This window comes from Paraburkholderia sp. BR14312 (assembly GCF_040948675.1).
Taxonomy (GTDB): Bacteria; Pseudomonadota; Gammaproteobacteria; order Burkholderiales; family Burkholderiaceae; genus Paraburkholderia; species Paraburkholderia nodosa_A.
This window is the reverse complement of record NZ_JBFPKI010000008.1, coordinates 234,825-252,908: the sequence shown is the minus strand read 5'-3', so window position 1 is coordinate 252,908 and position 18,084 is coordinate 234,825. Positions and strand designations below refer to the sequence as shown.

20 protein-coding genes are annotated in these 18,084 nt (G+C 66.5%); 14 read left to right on the top strand and 6 right to left on the bottom strand.

Annotation, left to right across the window (positions count from 1 at the left end):
• Positions 1-17 precede the first annotated feature (17 nt).
• From AB3X98_RS23715 to AB3X98_RS23695, 5 genes are all read left to right on the top strand, one after another.
• Entirely contained in the window at positions 18-593 is a 576-nt protein-coding gene (locus AB3X98_RS23715) for a cytochrome C oxidase subunit II (protein ID WP_342946241.1), read from the top strand.
• Positions 583-2,208, top strand: a complete 1,626-nt coding sequence (locus tag AB3X98_RS23710) for a b(o/a)3-type cytochrome-c oxidase subunit 1 (RefSeq protein WP_342946242.1) — start codon at positions 583-585, stop codon at positions 2,206-2,208. Before AB3X98_RS23715 ends, AB3X98_RS23710 begins: the two co-directional genes overlap by 11 nt.
• Positions 2,205-3,002: a cytochrome c gene (locus tag AB3X98_RS23705; protein WP_368603544.1), complete on the top strand. Its 798-nt coding sequence runs from the start codon at positions 2,205-2,207 to the stop codon at positions 3,000-3,002. Before AB3X98_RS23710 ends, AB3X98_RS23705 begins: the two co-directional genes overlap by 4 nt.
• Positions 3,003-3,081: 79 nt before the next feature.
• The gene (locus AB3X98_RS23700) at positions 3,082-3,510 is read left to right on the top strand and encodes an OsmC family protein (protein ID WP_042260258.1); all 429 of its coding nucleotides are present in this window, start codon (positions 3,082-3,084) and stop codon (positions 3,508-3,510) included.
• Positions 3,511-3,519: 9 nt separating this feature from the next.
• Positions 3,520-3,858 carry a cupin domain-containing protein gene (locus AB3X98_RS23695; RefSeq protein WP_069267084.1) on the top strand — a complete coding sequence of 113 codons (339 nt, stop codon included), beginning with the start codon at positions 3,520-3,522 and terminating at the stop codon, positions 3,856-3,858.
• A 93-nt stretch (positions 3,859-3,951) separates the two neighbouring features.
• Here the strand turns inward: AB3X98_RS23695 and AB3X98_RS23690 are convergent, their stop codons facing one another.
• Positions 3,952-5,382, bottom strand: coding sequence for a cytochrome-c peroxidase (locus AB3X98_RS23690; protein WP_368603545.1), 1,431 nt, complete (start codon positions 5,380-5,382; stop codon positions 3,952-3,954).
• A 659-nt stretch (positions 5,383-6,041) separates the two neighbouring features.
• Here AB3X98_RS23690 and AB3X98_RS23685 point away from each other — a divergent pair.
• The gene (locus AB3X98_RS23685) at positions 6,042-6,299 is read left to right on the top strand and encodes a hypothetical protein (protein WP_368603546.1); all 258 of its coding nucleotides are present in this window, start codon (positions 6,042-6,044) and stop codon (positions 6,297-6,299) included.
• Between the two features lie 106 nt (positions 6,300-6,405).
• Here AB3X98_RS23685 and AB3X98_RS23680 read toward each other — a convergent pair whose 3' ends face one another.
• The 3 genes from AB3X98_RS23680 to AB3X98_RS23670 all read right to left on the bottom strand — a co-directional run bounded on the left by AB3X98_RS23680 (position 6,406) and on the right by AB3X98_RS23670 (position 9,858).
• Positions 6,406-7,731, bottom strand: coding sequence for a multidrug efflux MFS transporter (locus tag AB3X98_RS23680; RefSeq protein WP_368603547.1), 1,326 nt, complete (start codon positions 7,729-7,731; stop codon positions 6,406-6,408).
• Positions 7,732-7,905: 174 nt separating this feature from the next.
• Positions 7,906-8,310, bottom strand: coding sequence for a DUF302 domain-containing protein (locus AB3X98_RS23675; RefSeq protein ID WP_069267088.1), 405 nt, complete (start codon positions 8,308-8,310; stop codon positions 7,906-7,908).
• A gap of 117 nt (positions 8,311-8,427) precedes the next feature.
• Positions 8,428-9,858, bottom strand: coding sequence for an MFS transporter (locus AB3X98_RS23670; protein ID WP_368603548.1), 1,431 nt, complete (start codon positions 9,856-9,858; stop codon positions 8,428-8,430).
• Positions 9,859-10,000: 142 nt separating this feature from the next.
• Between AB3X98_RS23670 and AB3X98_RS23665 the strand changes: the two genes are divergently transcribed.
• Complete coding sequence (locus AB3X98_RS23665; protein ID WP_069267089.1) at positions 10,001-10,735, top strand: helix-turn-helix transcriptional regulator; 735 nt, start codon at positions 10,001-10,003, stop codon at positions 10,733-10,735.
• A 14-nt stretch (positions 10,736-10,749) separates the two neighbouring features.
• Here the strand turns inward: AB3X98_RS23665 and AB3X98_RS23660 are convergent, their stop codons facing one another.
• Positions 10,750-10,875 (bottom strand): hypothetical protein, encoded by a 126-nt coding sequence (locus AB3X98_RS23660; RefSeq protein ID WP_368603700.1) that lies wholly within the window; start codon positions 10,873-10,875, stop codon positions 10,750-10,752.
• 251 nt (positions 10,876-11,126) lie between these two features.
• Here AB3X98_RS23660 and AB3X98_RS23655 point away from each other — a divergent pair, with 251 nt between their 5' ends.
• The 7 genes from AB3X98_RS23655 (at position 11,127) to AB3X98_RS23625 (ending at position 16,919) form a co-directional block, all read left to right on the top strand.
• A complete protein-coding gene (locus AB3X98_RS23655) occupies positions 11,127-11,978 on the top strand; it encodes a transporter substrate-binding domain-containing protein (protein WP_342946248.1) in 852 nt (283 codons plus the stop codon).
• Between the two features lie 71 nt (positions 11,979-12,049).
• A complete protein-coding gene (locus AB3X98_RS23650; protein ID WP_368610323.1) occupies positions 12,050-12,781 on the top strand; it encodes an ABC transporter permease in 732 nt (243 codons plus the stop codon).
• Positions 12,782-12,798: 17 nt separating this feature from the next.
• Positions 12,799-13,545, top strand: a complete 747-nt coding sequence (locus AB3X98_RS23645; protein WP_342946249.1) for an ABC transporter permease subunit — start codon at positions 12,799-12,801, stop codon at positions 13,543-13,545.
• Between the two features lie 25 nt (positions 13,546-13,570).
• A complete protein-coding gene (locus AB3X98_RS23640) occupies positions 13,571-14,362 on the top strand; it encodes an ABC transporter ATP-binding protein (protein WP_069267093.1) in 792 nt (263 codons plus the stop codon).
• A 19-nt stretch (positions 14,363-14,381) separates the two neighbouring features.
• Entirely contained in the window at positions 14,382-15,995 is a 1,614-nt protein-coding gene (gene hutH, locus AB3X98_RS23635) for a histidine ammonia-lyase (RefSeq protein WP_368603550.1), read from the top strand.
• 13 nt (positions 15,996-16,008) lie between these two features.
• Positions 16,009-16,758: a histidine utilization repressor gene (gene hutC, locus AB3X98_RS23630; protein ID WP_368603551.1), complete on the top strand. Its 750-nt coding sequence runs from the start codon at positions 16,009-16,011 to the stop codon at positions 16,756-16,758.
• Positions 16,755-16,919 carry a hypothetical protein gene (locus AB3X98_RS23625; protein WP_368603552.1) on the top strand — a complete coding sequence of 55 codons (165 nt, stop codon included), beginning with the start codon at positions 16,755-16,757 and terminating at the stop codon, positions 16,917-16,919. The genes hutC and AB3X98_RS23625 overlap by 4 nt, the downstream gene beginning before the upstream one ends.
• 18 nt (positions 16,920-16,937) lie before the next feature.
• On the opposite strand, the gene AB3X98_RS23620 is transcribed toward AB3X98_RS23625, so the two are convergent.
• Positions 16,938-18,065 (bottom strand): 4-hydroxyphenylpyruvate dioxygenase family protein, encoded by a 1,128-nt coding sequence (locus AB3X98_RS23620; RefSeq protein ID WP_368603553.1) that lies wholly within the window; start codon positions 18,063-18,065, stop codon positions 16,938-16,940.
• Positions 18,066-18,084 lie beyond the last annotated feature (19 nt).

The following is an 18,084-nucleotide window of genomic DNA, read 5'->3' as shown; positions in this document are numbered from 1 at the left end:
AAGAAAAGGCCGGCCTCATGTCGAATCCGCTCGATAACCATGCCAGTGCCGAAGTCGCCGCGCGCGTCGAGCGCCGCTGGGCGACGCTCATGGTGGCGTTCGTCTGCCTGCTCGTGGCCATGGTGGTATTCACGGGCCTGCACTGGGCCATGATGCCGCCCTCGCGCGTGGAGCTCGTCAATCCGCAAACGCTGCACGTGTCCGGCGAATTCGTCGAATCGAACCTCGGCAGCGCCGTGGAAACCGACGGCTCCGTGACGGTGCGCATTCTCGCGCAGCAATATTCGTTCACGCCGCAGTGCATTCTCGTCCCGGCGAACACGCCCATTACGTTCCGCGCGACGAGCGCCGATGTCGTGCACGGCTTCCTCGTCACGGATACCAACCTGAACTCGATGGTCGAGCCGGGCTACATCTCGACGTTCCGCACGACTTTCGACAAACCCTCTGACCACCTCATGCCGTGCCACGAATACTGCGGCACGGGCCACCAGGGCATGTGGGCCCACGTGAAGGTCATCGACCGCGATGCCTTCATGCAGATGGCGAATCAGGCAGGCAATTCCGCGCGGAGACTCAGCTGTGTTAAATAACAAGCGACTCGTACTCGCCCACTTCTGGCTCGCGTTCATCGTCTTCGGCGTGGCGCTGCTGCTCGGCGCGTGGCAGATGTTCGTGCGCAGCCCGCTGCATCCGTGGCTCAACGACCCCGAGCTGTACTACCGCTCCGTCACGGAGCACGGCACCGTGATGGGTTATGTGTTTCCCACGCTCATCGCGATGGGCTTCGGCTACGCGGTCAGCGAACTGGCGCTCAAGCGCCCGCTCGTGGGCGTGAAGTGGGCCTGGCTTGGCTTCATCCTGCTCGCGCTCGGCGCCGTCACGGCCTCGGTGCCCGTGGCGCTTGGCCTCGCCTCCGTGCTCTACACGTTCTACCCGCCGATGATCGGCAACGTGTTCTATTACCTGGGCGTCGTGCTCGTCGTGGTGGGTTCGTGGGTCTGGGTCGCGCTGATGGGCATCAACACCGCGAAATGGAAACGCGAGAATCCCGGCAAACCGCTGCCGCTCGCCATGTTCGCGACCACGGCGGGCGCGTATCTGTGGGGCTGGACCGCGGTGGGCGCAGCCATCGAAGTGCTGTTCCAGATCCTGCCGGTGGCCTTCGGCTGGCGCAATACGATCGACGCGGGCCTCGCGCGCGTGTTCTTCTCCTGGACCCTGCACGCCATCGTCTACTTCTGGCTCGTGCCCGCCTATATCGCCTACTACACGATCGTCCCGCGCGCGATCGGCGGCCGGCTCTACAGCGATGTGATGGCGCGCATCTCGTTCATCCTGTTTCTCGTGGTGGCCATGCCGATCGGGATTCACCACCTGTTCACCGATCCGCAGGTGGGCTCGGGCTTCAAGTTCGTGCAGTCGGTGTTCACGGCGCTCGTCTCGGTGCCCACGCTTCTCACCGTGTTCACGATCTGCGCGTCGGTCGAAATCGCCGGGCGGCTGCGCGGCGGCAAGGGGCCGTTCGGCTGGATCGCGAAGCTGCCGTGGCAGAACCCGCAAATGCTGGCCGTGGCGTTCTCGTTCGTCATGCTCGGCTTTGGCGGCGCGGGCGGCCTCATCAACATGAGCTACCAGCTCGACCAGCCCGTACACAACACGCAGTGGATCACGGGCCACTTTCACCTGATCTATGGCGGCGCGATCGTCATCATGTATTTCGCCATCGCCTACGACCTGTGGCCGCAGATCACGGGCCGCGCGCTCAACAACTGGCGCCTCATGCGCTGGCAGCTGTGGCTGTGGTTCATCGGCATGATCGTGACGACCTTCCCGTGGCACCTGGTCGGCCTCATGGGCATGCCGCGGCGCATGGCCTATTACGACTACAGCGACCCGGCGCTCGCGGGCCAGGGCGCGCTCGTGGTGCTCTCGGCCATTGGCGGCCTGATCCTCGTGACCTCGGCGGTGCTGTTCTTCCTCGTGCTGCTGCAGGGCCATCGCAGCGAGGCCGCCGCGCCCGAGGAATATCGCTTCAGCAAGCCGGTGCACGAGTCGGCCACGCTGCCGGTGGCGCTCAATAGCTTCGGGCTGTGGGTCGTGCTGATGGTCGCCCTCACGATCACCAACTATGGCTACCCGATCGCGCAACTGCTGGCAACGCCCGAATCGGCCGTGCCCGCGATCCCGATTGGAGCACAGCGATGAGCGACGAACGCCTGTTCTCGTTTCGCAATGTGTGGTTTCGCGCGGGCGTGGGCACGGCGATCGTCGTGTTCGTCGTCTCCGTGCTGATCGGCTTCATCTGGCTGCCTTCTGCCAAGAGCGACCCGTATTTTCAGGGCATCTGGACGGCGATCTGCAGCGCGGCCGGCGTGCCGCGCGACTGGCACCCGGTCGGATCGGCGGTGCCGCCGGGCTACCAGCTGAGCCAGGTCGAACTCACGCCGCACATGCTCGATGGCGCGACGACGCTCTCGGTTGGCCGCGGCGCGACGCTCGCCCTGCGCTGCACGATGTGCCATGGCCCGCGCGGCATCAGCATGGCCAATTCGCCGAATCTGGCGGGCCAGTTCGCCATCGTGGTCTTCAAGGAGCTGCACGACTTCCAGACGGGCGCCCGCCAGAACGCGGTGATGTCGCCCATGGCTCGCGATCTGTCCGACCAGGACATGCGCGACCTCGCCGCCTACTACGCCTCGCTGCAGCCGATCGCGCACCTGCATGGCGGCGCGCCCGCCATCGTGGCGCACGGCGCGCCACTGCGCAATATTCCCGCATGCGCGTCCTGCCATGGCGGCGTGGACAGCAAGATCGGCAGCCCGTGGCTCGACGGCCTCCCGGCCGCATACACGAAGGCGCAGTTGCTCGCGTTCGCGAACGGTACGCGCCATAACGACATCTCCGAACAGATGCGCAACATCGCGCGCAACATGACGCCCGAGGAAATCGACGCGGCCGCCGCCTGGTACGCGGGCGAATGGCAGCCGAAGCAACCCTGAACCCAACCCTGCAGGACTTGCGGCGGTACGCAAATTGCGCGCCCTGCACGTCCTTCACCCAACCTCGCGGAGCGACATCATGCAAAAGACGGCATCGGCAAAATGGCACGGCGGCATCAAGGACGGACAGGGCACGATCTCGACGCAAACCGGCGTGCTCAAGGAAGCGCCTTACGGCTTCGCCTCGCGCTTCGAAGGCGGTCCCGGCACCAATCCCGAGGAGCTGATCGGCGCGGCGCACGCGGGCTGCTTCACCATGGCGTTCTCGCTCTTTCTCACCCAGGCGGGCTTCACGGCCGAGAGCATCGAGACGAAATCGACCGTTACGCTCGACAAGGTGGGCGAAGGCTTCGCCATCACGAGCTGCCAGCTCGACATGACGGCAAAGATTCCCGGCATCGATCAAGCGAAGTTCGACGAGCTTTCGAAGGGCGCCAAGGAGAACTGCCCGGTGTCGAAGCTCTTCGCCAACAACGCGAAGATCACGCTCAACGCGAAGCTCGTTTGAGAGGCTGTCATGGCCATCCCCCATGCCGCGCCGGGTGAGGTCTTCGACGTGCGACCGCTAGGCGGCGCGCTCAAGAATGCGAAGTCGACCACCCTGATCCGCGCGCAGCAACTCGAAGTCATGCGCATCGTGCTGCCCGCAGGCAAGCGCCTGCCCGAGCACAGCGTGCCCGGCGAGATCACGGTGCAGTGCGTGGAAGGCGTGATTCGCTTCTTCGTGAACGGCGACCCGCGCACCATGCACGCCGGCGACATGCTCTTGCTCGGCGGCGGCGAAACGCATGCGCTGGAAGCGCTCGACGACGCCTCCGTGATCGTCACGATTCATCTTGCCCATGGGGACAAGTAAGGGCTGGTGGCGCATAGTTAAAAAAAGGAGCGTGTCCTGGCGAATGCCGGACACGCTCCTTTTACTTTGCGAGGACGGGTTGCCCCGCCCCGCTCATTGCTTCGATGGCACCGGATCGTCGTTGAGCGTCTTGAGGAACGCGATGATGTCCTGAATGTCGCCTGGCGTCATCGCGGGCTTGTCGCCGAACTTGCGGTCGAACGGCGCATCGGTCACGTCCACGTTCTTCCGGAACTGCGGCGGAATATCGTCGTACTTGTCGATCTTGCCGTCGGGGCCGTGCGGATAGAACTTGCCCGGGTCCGTATTGCGATCGTTGTAGAACGCCATCACGTCGTCGAGGTTGTGGTACACGCCGTTATGGAAAAACACCGTGCGCGTGGCCGAATTGCGCAGCGTCGGCGTGAGGAACATGCCGCAGTACTGCGTCTGGTCCTTGAAGTCCGAGCGGAACGGGCCGCACACGCCGAGATCGAAGAAGTGCGGGTCCTTGTTCTGCGCGAGCTTGTTGTTGCGCGGCACACCCAGCGCCTCGTACTGGTAGTCCGTGAACATGGGCGGCAGGCCGTCCTTGCCGGGCTTCGAGAGGTGGCAGCCCGCGCAGTTCGCCTTGTTCGGGTCGTTGAAGAGACGAAGGCCGCGCAGCTCCGCTTGCGAGAGGCGCGCGTGGCCTTCGAGCCAGCGATCGTATTTGCTGTTATACGGGTGGAACGACTGATCTTCGACCTGGTAGCGCGAGATTGCGAACATCGCCTCCGCCACGGCCAGCTTCGGGTCGCTGAAGATCCGGTCGCCGAACAGTTCCGTGAAGTGCTTCGCATACGGCGCCTTCTCGAGCTTCGTCGCCACCTGTTCGATGCTCGTGTCCGCCATTTCCACAGGATTGAGCAGCGGGCCATACGCCTGCTGCTGCAGCGTGTCGGCGCGGCCGTCCCAGAACAGGCCGCCCTGCGGCACCATCTCCACGGAGGTCGATGCGCCGCCCGCCACCTTCTGCGACTTCACGACGTCGGCGGCGGCGCTTGCCTGCTGGACGACCGTCGGCGCGTCATCGGCTTCACCCTGGTCCGGACCGATGCTGAAGTTCGGTTGGCGGTACAGATACATGAGCGAAGGCGGCGGGCGATAACCCTGCTGGTTCATCGCGAGGCCGCCCATCTGCACGTCGTGCCCATTGGGAGGACCGTAGGAACGATCGGGGCTATGGCACGAAGCACAGGACTGCTGACCGGAGCCCGAGAGCGCCGGATCGAAAAAGAGCTGCTTGCCGAGCTGCGCCATCGCCGAAAGCGGTGCGACTGGCGGGCGCTGCAGCACGACCGGGTGCGGATTCGCGCCCGTCAGGTTCTCGACGACCTCGCCCACGGCTTCGGGCACGTTGGCCGGAAACGCCACGGCGTAGGCGCAGAAACCCAATGCGCCGACCGCGATCACGGCAGCGGCGCGCAGGACGACCCGCGTGGGGCTCGCCGCGCTGCGCGGTTTGGGTGAAGACGGTGTCGGCGAAGTGGAAAGCTCGGACATGATTCGATCTAGCTTTGCGAAATACCACGAAAAGGAAAAGCCGAACGCCGCGGAGTTCAACTGCGTGCCCAGCGTAGAGTCCTCAGACGCGGCGCGCATCAGTGCGCCCTGGTGCCGCGCCGTACAGGCGGCGCCCATCCATCCTGCGAACGGGCGCCAATGCGCCTCTCACATCAGAGCGAGCGCATTACAGCATCGCAAGATGACTACACGGCGACCGTTTAATTTCCGAATACTTTCAGTTATTTTCAGAACCGAAAGAATCGCCGGAGGGGCGGTGTGTGCGGGGTTCTGGATTCGGCCCTGGATTCGCTCCGCGCGCGGGGCCGGGATTGAGCCGATTGCACTCCGTGCGGCGCGAGCTATAACTGAAAGCACAGTGCGGATGTTCTCTGCGCCCGCGCGCCCCTTCTTCTTGCGCCGCGCCGCGCTGTGCCGCCCCCGAATGCGTGGGCGCGCTTCTTTCGTGAGCAGTGAGCTAAGACGTTCGGCAGCCGTGCGCTGCGCGCAGGCATCCCGACTTTCCAGATGAGTGTGCGGCTTCAGGCTTTGCCTCTCGCTCGCGCGCACCTTCGCCGCGGATTCATTCCGCCGTTATCCCGCAGTGACGTCGTCATTGCCGCGAAGGCGCACTCACGAACTCGAGAAAGGAGGTTGATATGACATTACGCCTGGCATTGATCGCCACATGCGTGGCGGCCGTGGCGGCCGCTGCGCCCGGCACGGCGCGCGCGAAGGACGAACCCGTTTCGCAGGAACGCGCGCATCAGACGATGACCGACGACGCCGATGCTTCGGCTCAGGCCAGCACCGACATGTCGTATGGCGGCACGCCCGATACGCATAGCGCTTCGGGCCATCGCACGGGCAAGATGTGCTGGCCGCGTCCCGACTGCGACGTGTTTTTTGGTCACTGAAGCGCGCCCACTGAACGAGCGCCGATGAACCCGAGGCGGCGGCGCGCAAGATCCGCCGCCCTCGCCTCTCACACTTCGAATGCCTGCGCGCGGCATCGCCGCCGCGTTACGCGCGCCGGGCGAAACCCACCGCGCGCCACGTAAACAGCGCGCCCGCCAGCATCAGCAGGCTCGTGCCGAGGAACACGGCACGCATGCCCAGATGCCCGCCGACGAAGCCGCCGATCAGCGGCCCGAGCACCTGCCCCGCGAATTGCGCCGACACCGAATAGCCGAGCACGCTGCCCGCGGCATGGTCCGGCGCGTTGTGGCGAATGACGGTCGCGATGCACGGCAGCAGCGCCGCGAGCGACACGCCCATGAGAAAGCGCAGCACGACGAGTTGCCAGCCCGCCGTGACGAACGCCTGCGGCACGAGCAGCAATGCCGAGGCCGCCAAGGCCGCGACGATCACTTTCGCGTGCCCCACACGGTCCGCCACGCGCCCGAGTCGTGAAGCCGCGACGATGCTGCCGAGCGCCGCCGCCGACATCGCGAGGCCCGCGACGAACGTCACGCGCGCAGGGTCGTGCACCAGCGTCGCCACATACACGGTGATGATGGGTTCGATCGACATGTTGGCGAGCATCAGCAGCATGCCGGTCACGAGCATGGCGACGATCGGGCGCTTGTCGGGCAGCGCCGACCAGCCGCCCTTCTGCGCCGCATGCGCTACGCGCGCGGGGCGCGGCGCTTCCTTCACGAACACGCAGGTCGCGATGAAGGCCGCGAAGATCGTTGCGCCGGCCACCCAGAACGTGGCGCGCAGGCCGATGAGCGGCGGCAGCGTGCCGCCCACGAGCGGCCCGATCAGATTGCCGGCCATGACGCCCGACGACAGCACGCCGAGCGCCCACGCCGAACGGTGACGCGGCGTTTGCGTGGCGACGAGGATGGTCGAACCCGACGAATAGCCGCCGGCGAAACCCGCGAGCAAACGCAGCGCCACGAGCTGCCAGATATTGCGCGACATGCCGATGAGCGACATCGTGACCGCCATGCCGAGGCTCGCGCGCACCAGCATGGGCTTGCGGCCGTAGCGGTCGCCGAGGCGTCCCCACAGGGGAGCGACGAGCGCGGCCGTGAAGAACGTCGCGCTGTACGCGATGCCCGACCACTGCACGATCGCCGCGTGGCCGTGCACGCCCAGTTCCTCCACGTAGAGCGGCAGGAACGGCAGCATCAGCGTCATGGCGACGAGCGTCGTGAACGAGCCCACCACGCAGACAGCGAGATTGCGCCGCCAGTGTTGCTCGACATCGGCATCGTGCGTGTTTTGGGGTAGTCGCTGCGTGGCGGCAGGCGATGCCGTCGGTGGGGAAGCGGAAGTCGAGTCGGACGCCCCGGCGCGATCGCGTGGCGGATCGTCGGGGTCTTCTGCGCGGGAGGTCATCGGCGGATCGAGGCAGCGGCGGGCTACGCGTTCGCCCGCTTGCCGGGCGAAGTCGCAAGGCACCTACGTTAAGCGAAGCGCGCCGCGGCTGTCAATTTTTTAAGCGCCTGCCGAAGATGGGGGCGCAGGCGCCGGCCCAAGGGACTGGCGTGAGGCGCGCAGTTCGTTTGCCGCTTATTGCACGGCGGTCTGCAGCAGCCCCACCACGCGCTGCAGCGGCACGAGCACTTCGGCGTCGATGCCGTAGAGCGGGCCGAGCGTCTGCGAGACGTCGCGATAGTCGAGCCGCGTGTGCCCCTCGTTGTCTTCCCAGATCACCATGCGCAGCGGCAACTCCACCGCCGCGTGCGGGTTGGCCGCCATGACGGGCGTACCCGCCTTCGGATTGCCGAACAGGATGAGGCGCGTGCGGCGCAGGCTGAGCCCGGCGGTCTCGGCGGCTTCGCGCTGGTCGACGTCGGCGAAGATATCCGCACCCGCCTTGGCCAGCGCGGTCTTCAGGCGCGCGATCGTCGTGTCGAAGTCGTGGACGCTCTTGAGCGCCAGCACGGATGAGGGATGTTGCCCGTATTCGGCCATGACAAACTCCTCCTATGGCGCACGGTCCGCGCGAATGCGCGATGCATGCAACGGCACTTTATCCCAGAATCCGCAGCGGATGATCCAGGGCGCGCGGGTGAGGCGTCAGGCGCAAGGCTACCCGCCACGCGCCTTCTTCGCGCCATGCGACCGGGCGCCGTGCGCCGCCTGGTGCGACCACGCACGCCACCACACCCACGCCGCGCCTGCCGAAAGCACGGCGGCGATCAGCAGATTCTCGCGCATGCCCGCGCCGATCGACGCGCGCCCCGCGATCATGGCGCCCGCCACGGCCACGCCGAGCGCCGCACCGGTCTGCCGGGCCGCGTTGAGTACGCCAGCGGCGATGCCCGCGCGGCCCTGATCGACCGTCGCCATGAGCGCCGCCGTGGCCGCGGGCGTGATCAGGCTCGCGGCGAAACCGATGGCCGGCAGCGGCAAGGCCAGCAAGTCGTAGCGCGCCGTCGTCCCGCAAACCGCCGCGCCGAGATAGCCCGCCGCCGCGAGCAGGCAGGCGAGCGCGACGAGCGCGCGCGGTCCGAGCCACGCCACGGCGCGCCGCGACAGCAGACTGCCGAGCGGCACCACCACGGTGAGCGGCAGGAAGGCGAGGCCCGCGTGCAACGGCGCATAGCCGCGCTCCTGCTGGAGATACAAACTGAGTCCGAATAGCAGACCGTAAAACGTGAACGCCGAAATCATCGAAAGCAGCACGGCCGCGCTGAACACGCTCTCGCGGAAGAAGCCGAGCGGCAGCATCGGCTGCGCGCGGTGCTTTTCGAGCACGACGAAGGCGATCGCCGCTCCGCACGCCAGCACGAGACCGCCCGCAACGACCGGGGCACGCCAGCCGTGCGCAGGCGCCTCGATGATGGCGGCATTGAGCAGCGCCAGTGCCGCGATGGCCGCGGCCTGGCCCGCGAGATCGAGCCGGCGCGGCGCGCCCGGACGCGGCTGCGGCGCCACGCGCGCGGCCATGACGATGCCCGCGAGGCACACCGGCACGTTGAGCAGAAAGATGCTGCGCCAGCCGACGAACCCGATCAGCACGCCGCCCAGCAACGGACCCGCCGCCATCGCGACGCCGCCCAGCCCGGCCCACACCCCGAAGGCGGCGGCACGCTCGCGCGCGTTGGTGCATGCGCCGTTGATGAGCGCCATCGATGCAGGCACGAGCAGTGCCGCCCCCATGCCCTGCAGCACGCGTCCGAGCGTGAGCAGCGCGAGGCTCGGCGCGGCGCCGCACCACGCCGAAGCCGCCGTGAAGACCGCGAGCCCGGCCATGTAGACCTGGCGCGCGCCGAGCCGGTCGCCGAGCGTCCCGCCCGAAAGCAGCAGGCTCGCGAACGCGAGCGTATAGGCGTTCACGACCCATTGCAGGCCGGCCACGCCGCCCGCAAGGCTCGCACCGATGCGCTCGAGCGCGACATTGACGATCGAGGTGTCGAGGATCACCACGACATAACTGATGCTCGTGGCCCAGAGCACCCGGCGTTGCTGTTCCCGGCTGTACGTCTCTTGAGTCCGGTGCGTCTCCTGCATTTGCATAGGCTCTCCCGCTACGCCGACGCGCGTTGGGCGCCGGTCACGAGCCCAGTATCGGACGCGCGGCAGTGGCGATGCTTCGATGCGTATCGAAACATGCGATCCTGCTCGCGCGTTACGCTATGCGTATGCTTTGGAGAAACGCATGAATGGCACGAACACGCACCCGAGGGTGTCGGCCACGGCCTTCCTGATCGCCGACCCCGCGCGCGCCGCGATGCTGATGGCGCTCGCCGATGGCCGCGCGCTGCCCGCCGGCGAACTGGCTTACGCGGCCGGCGTGACCGCGCAAACGGCGAGCAGCCATCTGGCGAAGCTGCTCGACGGCGGGCTGCTGGCCGTGGAAAAGGAAGGCCGCCACCGCTACTACCGGCTCGCGGACGCCCAGGTCGCCACCTTGCTCGAAAACCTCGCGGCGGTCGGCGCGCGCGCGCCGGTGCGCCGCAAGCCGCTTGGTCGCGAAGCGCGGGACCTGCGCTTCGCGCGCTGCTGCTACGACCATCTCGCGGGCCAGGTCGGCGTGGCGATCACAGAGCGCCTCACCGATGCGGGGCTCATCACGGCGCAAGCGGACAAACGCTTCGCGGTGACGCCCGCGGGGCAGACATGGTTCGGCGAACTCGGGCTCGACGTCGCCGCGCTCAAGCCGGGGCGTCACGGCATTGCGCGCCAATGCCTCGACTGGACCGAGCGCCAGCATCATCTGGCCGGGCCGCTCGGCGTGGCCTTTCTCACGCTGCTGTGCGAACGCGGCTGGATGCGGCGTACGCGTGCGTCGCGCGCGGTGCAGATCACGCCGCGCGGCTGGGCCGATCTACGCGAGCGGCTGGGCCTGACGCCCGACCTGCTGGCCGCCCACGCCGATGATTCGAATGACTAACGACTTGCGCCTCGTCACGCGACGAGAAACCGCTGCGCGAGCCGCACCCAGCACGCCGCGCCGAGCGGCAGCACCTGGTCGTTGAAGTCGTAGCCGGGGTTGTGCACCACGCAGCCGCCGAACTCCCGGGCAAGTCTCACTTTTGAAATGACTAGACAATTAAGGAGGTATTCCAATGACCGCAACAGCCCATGTCGCAACGACGACTCGACTTGCCGCAAGCGCGAATTCATCGAAAGTCCACGCCCGTTCACAGGGTTTTCCATGAGTCGGGATTTATGAAATTCTCTTGCGCTCAAATTCTTTTCTCTCCATGCTTGTCTATGCAAGTCGCACGAACGAATGAACGTCCCCACGGGTCCACGGTACCAACCGACAAAGGAGCATGGTCATGCAGGCGAAGTACACCCGGCTGGCAAAAGCGCTGATTGGCGCAGCACTCGGCGTCACGCTGCTTGGAAGCGGCAGTGCCGGCGCGAAGGAATGGAAAAGCGTGACGATCGCGCTCGACGGCAGCTATGCGCCCTGGAACCTGACCTTGCCGGGCGGCAAGCTTGGCGGCTTCGAACCCGAACTCGTCGAAAACCTGTGCGCGCGCGCACAAATCCAGTGCAAGCTCGTCGCCCAGGACTGGGACGGCATGATTCCGGGCCTGCAGGCGGGCAAGTTCGATGTCCTGATGGATGCGATCTCGATCACGCCGGATCGCGAGAAAATCATTGCATTCTCGAAGCCCTATGCGGCCACCCCGGCCACCTTCGCCGTCTCCGATCCGAAGATCCTGCCCAAGGGCGGCCCGAACACGACGCCTCTGAAGCTCGACGCCGACTCGCGCAGCAACGCGCCCGCCATCGAGTCGATGCGCAAGGCGCTGAAGGGCAAGACGATCGGCATCCAGTCGGGCACGGTGTACACCGGCTTCATCAACGCCAACTTCAAGGACGTCGCGTCGGTGCGCGTGTACAAGACCGCGCCCGAACGTGATCTCGATCTCACGAACGGCCGCATCGACGCCACGTTCGACGACGTGACCTACTACACCGCCAACGCCGACAAGTCGCCCGTGGTGATCGCCGGCACGATGATTGCCGGTCCGATCTGGGGACCGGGCGAAGGTCTCGCGTTCCGCAAACAGGACGCCGACCTGAAGGCGAAGTTCGACAGCGCGATCACGGCGGCACTCGCCGACGGCACCGTGAAGAAGCTCGCACTGAAGTGGTTCAAGACCGACGTGACGCCGTAAGCATCGCACCCTGGCGGCGCGCGCCGCGCCTGACGCGCGCCTTCGCTTCCCGACCCGCCTGGATCCCTGCCATGTCTCTGTTATCGATATTCAACACACTCGGCCTCGGTCCGGACGGCTGGGGTAGCGTTCTGCTCCTCGGCGCGTTGATGACCGTCGTGCTCACGCTCGCCGCATTGGCAATCGGCGCCGTGTTCGGTGCGCTCATTGCCGCGGCAAAACTCTCGCGCTTGCGCGTGCTGCGCGTTTTCGGCGACTTCTACACGACCGTCTTTCGCGGCGTGCCCGAATTGCTCGTCATCTATCTGTTCTACTTCGGCGGCTCTTCCCTGGTCACCACCGTCGGCCAGTGGTTCGGCGCCGACGGATTCGTCGGCGTGCCGCCCTTCGCCGTCGGCGCGTTCGCGGTCGGCATGATTTCGGGCGCTTATCAGGCCGAGGTCTATCGCTCTGCCGTGCTCGCCGTTGCACGCGGCGAACTCGAAGCCGCTCGCGCGATAGGCATGCCGACGCTCACGCTGTTTCGCCGGATTCTGATCCCGCAGGTGCTGCGCTACGCGCTGCCCGGCATCGGCAACGTCTGGCAACTGAGCCTCAAGGACTCCGCGCTGATTTCGGTCACCGGGCTCGCCGAGTTGCTGCGGGCGAGCCAGATCGCCGCGGGCTCGACGCACCAATACTTCCTCTTCTTCGTCGTCGGCGGTCTGCTCTATCTCGCCATGACGGGTGTGTCGAACCGTGTCTTCGGTCGCGCCGAAGCGGTCGTCGGCCGCTCGTTCAAGCGCAACTTCGCGCGCAACTGATCGGGGAGCGCACACTCATGCATATCGATTTCGCGTTCCTGCTCGACACGATGCGCCAGCTCATCGGCGCCGTGCCGACGACGCTCGGCCTTTTCTTCGCGTCGCTCGTGCTGGGCGGCTTGCTCTCGCTCGTGATCGTCACGATGCGCGTCTCGCCGCACTGGCTGCCGAACCGTTTTGCGCGCGCCTACATTCTCGTGTTTCGCGGCTCGCCGTTGCTGATCCAGATGTTCCTCGTCTATTACGGCCTTGGGCAGTTCGGCGTGATTCGCGAAAGCTTTCTGTGGCCCGTGTTGCGCGAACCCTATGTCTGCGCGGTCCTCTCGCTCGCGTTGTGCACGGCGGGATACACGGCCGAGATCATCCGCGGCGGCCTCATGGCGGTGCCCGTCGGGCAGATCGAAGCCGGCTACTCGATCGGCCTTTCCGGCTTCGCCCTGCTGCGCCGCGTGATCGGCCCGATCGCGCTGCGTCAGTGCCTGCCCGCGTATTCGACCGAAGCCGTGCTGCTCGTCAAGTCGACGGCGCTGGCTAGCCTTGTCACCGTTTGGGAAGTGACGGGGGTCGCGCAGCAGATCATTCAGCAGACCTATCGCACCACCGAGGTATTCACGTGCGCCGCGCTGATCTACCTGTTCCTGAACTTCGTGGTCGTGCGCGTGATCGGCTTCGTCGAGCAACGGCTGTCGCGCCACCTGCGCGCGGCGCCGCCCGCCCCGCGCAAACCCGCCGCGCCGCTCGAAGCCACGCGTGCCGCGTCGTGACCCGCCGCCCTACCTGGAGAGATTGATGAATACGTCAGCACCCATTGCGCTGTCGGTGCGCAACATCCACAAGTCGTTCGGTGACCATCACGTGCTCAAGGGCATTTCGCTCGACGCGCACGAGGGCGACGTCATTTCGATTCTCGGCGCGAGCGGTTCGGGCAAGAGCACGTTCCTGCGCTGCCTGAATCTGCTGGAGACGCCGGACGACGGCTCGGTCGCGCTCGCGGGCGAGGAACTCAAGATGAAGCGCCGCAGCGACGGCAAGCTGCAACCGGGCGACCGCCGTCAGGTCGACCGTGTGCGCTCGCAACTCGGCATGGTGTTTCAGAACTTCAACTTGTGGTCGCACATGACCGTGCTGGAGAACCTGATCGAAGGCCCCATGCGCGTGCTCAAGCGCAGCCGCGCCGAGGCGGTCGAAGAAGCCGAGGCGCTGCTCGCCAAGGTCGGCCTTGCCGACAAGCGCGGCCACTACCCCGCACACCTGTCGGGCGGCCAGCAGCAGCGCGTGGCGATTGCACGCGCGCTCGCGATGCATCCGAAGGTGATGCTGTTCGACGAGCCCACCTCGGCGCTCGACCCCGAGCTGGTCGGCGAAGTGCTGCGCGTGATGCGCACGCTCGCCGACGAAGGCCGCACGATGCTCGTCGTCACGCACGAGATGGGCTTCGCACGCCACGTTTCGAATCGCGTGATGTTCCTGCACCAGGGCCAGGTGGATTCGGACGGCACGCCGGACGAGGTATTCGGCGAACTGAAGTCGGACCGCTTCCGCCAGTTCGTGTCGAGCCACCAGGATCGCAACGCTCACTAAACCCGCACCACGCACTCCCATGGCCATCACCCGTACCCAGAATCCACTCGACTGGCGCGCGATCGCTAGCGTCGCCGCAGGCGAGCCGCTGATCCTCGGCGCCGATGCGCAGGCGAACATTCGCAGCGCCCGTGTGCTCGTCGAACAGATCGTCGCGCGCAGCATCCGCGCGTATGGCGTGAACACGGGCGTGGGCGCGCTGTGCGATGTGATCGTCTCGCAAGACGAACAGCACGACCTGTCGCACAACATCCTCATGAGCCACGCAGTGGGCGTGGGCGAGCCGCTAGGGGCAGACGAGACGCGCGCGATCATGGCTGCGGCCATCAATAACTTCGCGCATGGACACTCGGGTGTGCGCCTCGAAGTCGTCGAGCGTCTCGCCACGCTGCTGGAGGCGAATTGCCTGCCGGAGGTGCCCGCGTTCGGTTCCGTCGGCTATCTGAGCCATATGGCGCACATCGCGCTCGTTTGCGTGGGCGCGGGACACGTGCGCTGGAACGGCGAGCGCGTGAGCGGCGCTCAGGCCCTGCAGCGGCTCGGCTTGCAGCCCCTGTCGCTCCAAGCGAAGGAGGGATTGAGCCTCGTGAACGGCACGCCGTGCGTGACCGGGCTCGCTGCGCTCGCGCTTCACCGCGCGGAGCGCTTGCTCGACTGGGCGGACGTCGTCGCCGCAATGAGCTTCGAGAATCTGGGCGGGCAGATCGCGGCGTTCGACACCCGTTCACTTGCATTTCGTGTGTCGCCGGGCCTCGCCCACGTGGGCGAGCGTCTGCGCGCGGCGCTCGCCGGTAGCGCGCTGCTCGAAATTTCGCTCGGGCGGCGCACCCAGGACCCGCTCAGCGTCCGCACGATACCGCACGTGCACGGCGCCGCGCGAGACACGTTCGCGGCAACGGCCGAAGTCGTGAACCGCGAGCTTGCCTCGGTGACGGACAATCCGATCGTTGCGGGCACGCCGGAGTCGCCCCGGGTGTACTCGCAGGCGCATGCGGTCGGCGCCTCGATCGCACTCGCCATGGACAGCCTCGCAACCGCGATTGCGCAGGTCGCGGCGATGGCCGAACGCCGCCTCGACCGTCTGGTCAACCCGCTCGTGAGCGGCCTGCCGGCCTTCCTCGCGCACGCATGCGGCACGCGTTCGGGCTTCATGATTGCGCAGTACACGGCCGCATCGCTCGTCGCGCAGAACCGCCGTGAAGCCGCTCCCGCGAGTCTCGACGGCGGCGTGACATCGGGGCTGCAGGAAGACCATTTGTGCCATGCGACGCCGGCCGCGCTAAAGGCGCTCGCGGTCATCGAGAACAGCAACCGCATCCTCGGCATCGAACTGCTCGCCGCGGCACAAGCCTACGATCTGCAGCCGCTCGACGCGGCGCGCGCGCCCTATACGGACGCGATCTACGCCAGCGTGCGCGCCACGCTGCCGACCTATCGCGACGACCGCCCGCTTTCCGACGACATGACTTTCGCGTTTCGCCTCGTTGCCGACGGCGCCCCTCCGCCACTTCCCGGCACGGCACGAGACGACGCCAGGACCGTCTCGCGGGAACCGGCGCTGGACATGCCGCCAAGCGCGCGCAGTACGGCGGCCCCGGCGAGCCGCGCGGTTCCCGGCACGGTCGGCGTCTGAAGCGAGGTCAGGTATGAACGCGCCATCTTCGCTGATCGACAACTCGACGCAGTCCGCGACAGCGCATAAGGTCGCTCCAGCGTATGAGCAGATCAAGCGCTACGTGGTCGATCGAATCACGGACGGGACCTGGAAGCCCGGTGAGGCCATTCCGTCGGAGACAGAGCTCGTCAAGGAATTCGGCGTCGCGCGAATGACCGTATCGCGCGCGCTGCGCGAACTGTCGGCCGAGCATGTGCTCAGACGCGTTCAGGGCGCGGGAACGTTCGTCGCCTCGCGCGACGTCGAATCGACCGTCCTCGAGGTTCGCAACATCGCCGACGAAATCGCCGCGCGCGGTCACCGGCACAGCGCGCGGGTGCTGACGCTGGGCGCGAGCTCGAACGATCAGGCGATGGCCGCGCTCGAGCTCGGCTGCGGTTCCGTGTTCCATTCGCGTATCGTCCACTACGAGGAAGACGAAGCGATTCTGTACGAGGACCGCTACGTGAACCCCCATGTGTTTCCGGGTTATCTCGAACAGGACTTCACACGGGAAACACCGAACCACTACATGATGCGGCTCGCGCCGGTTCAACGGGCGGAGTTCCGGATCTACGCGCAAAAACCGGATGCGGATATACGACGCCATCTTGCGATGAATATTGGCGAGCCCTGCCTGCTGATGTGGCGGCGTACGTGGGTCGGCAGTGCCGTGGCGACCGCCGTCGAGCTTTGGCATCCCTCGTCGCGTTTTCATCTGGTCGGCAAAGTCTCGACATGACACGGGGTGCCACGGACCTGATGACCCAGGCGTGCACCGAGTTCAGCAAGGAAATTCGCCATCGCTGCCGCACGATGGTCTCGCCGCGCGCCGCCGCGCTCGCTACCGCGCGCACGCGCAGGACAACGGGCGCAGCCGCGAAGTCACGCATGGAACGCTGACGTCGTGCACGGTGGGACTTAGCCGGGCGCCTGGCCCAGCTTCGCACCCGCCTCGCGCGCCCGCGCGAGCACGTCGAGATTGCCCTCGCCGAAACCGTGGTGGCCGCTGCGCTGCACGACTTCGAAAAAGATCTCGCCGGGATGGCGTTTGGCAAAGGTCTGGAAAAAGAGCCGCGGCACGCCGTCTTCGCCAATCTCGCCATCGATCAGCACATGGCGCTTGCGCAGCGCTTCCAGATCCACGCCGTGGCCTGGCAAACGCGCATCCACGGTGTCGTAGTAAGCGGGCGGCGGTTCGACGAACTCCACGCCATTGGCCTTGAGCGCATCGACGCTCGCGAGGATGTCGTTGCTCGCCAGCGCGATGTGCTGCACGCCTTCGCCGGGATGCTCGGGCAGATAGTCGTGCAATAGCTGCGTGCGCCGCGTGCCTTCCTCATAAACAGGAATGCGCAGTTCGCCATCGGGCGACACCATCACGCGGGACTCCTCTGACACGTGCCAGTTCGCGTTGATTTCGTGGATCTCGCGGAAATGCAGCAGGTCGCGATAGAAGTCGAGCCATTCGGCAATGCGCCCCGCCCCCACCGTTTGCGTGAGATGGTCGACGCGCGTGAGGCCGGTGCCGCCGTGATCGAGATCGGTATGCGCCGTGGCGACGTCGATGGGCCGGAAGTCGATGTCGAAGATCGAAATGTCGCCCACGCCGCCGCGCTGGCCGCCGCGGCCGCGCCAGCGGTCGATGAAATAGAGGTGCGAGTCGCCGATACCCTGGATCGCGGGAATGTGCAGCTCCGCGGGACCGAGACGCTCGCCTTCGAACGCCCACGCGCCGAGCGAGATGGCGTGCTCGAAGGCGCGCCTGGCATTGTCGACGCGCACGCCGATCGCGCAGACGCCCATGCCGTACTCCTGCGCGTAACGCGCGGCGAACGAGTCGGGCTCGGCGTTCAGCAGGAAATTCATCTCGCCCTGGCGGTAGAGCGTGACCGCCTTGCTCACGTGGCGTGCGATCGCCTTGAAGCCGAACTGCTCGAAACGGCGGCCGAGATCGGCGGGTTCGGGCGCGGCGAACTCGACGAACTCGAGTCCCGCCATGCCGAGCGGATTGTCCGCCTGCGGCGGAGGATTAGAGGGGCTGGACATGCAGTGGGCTCCTGACGCA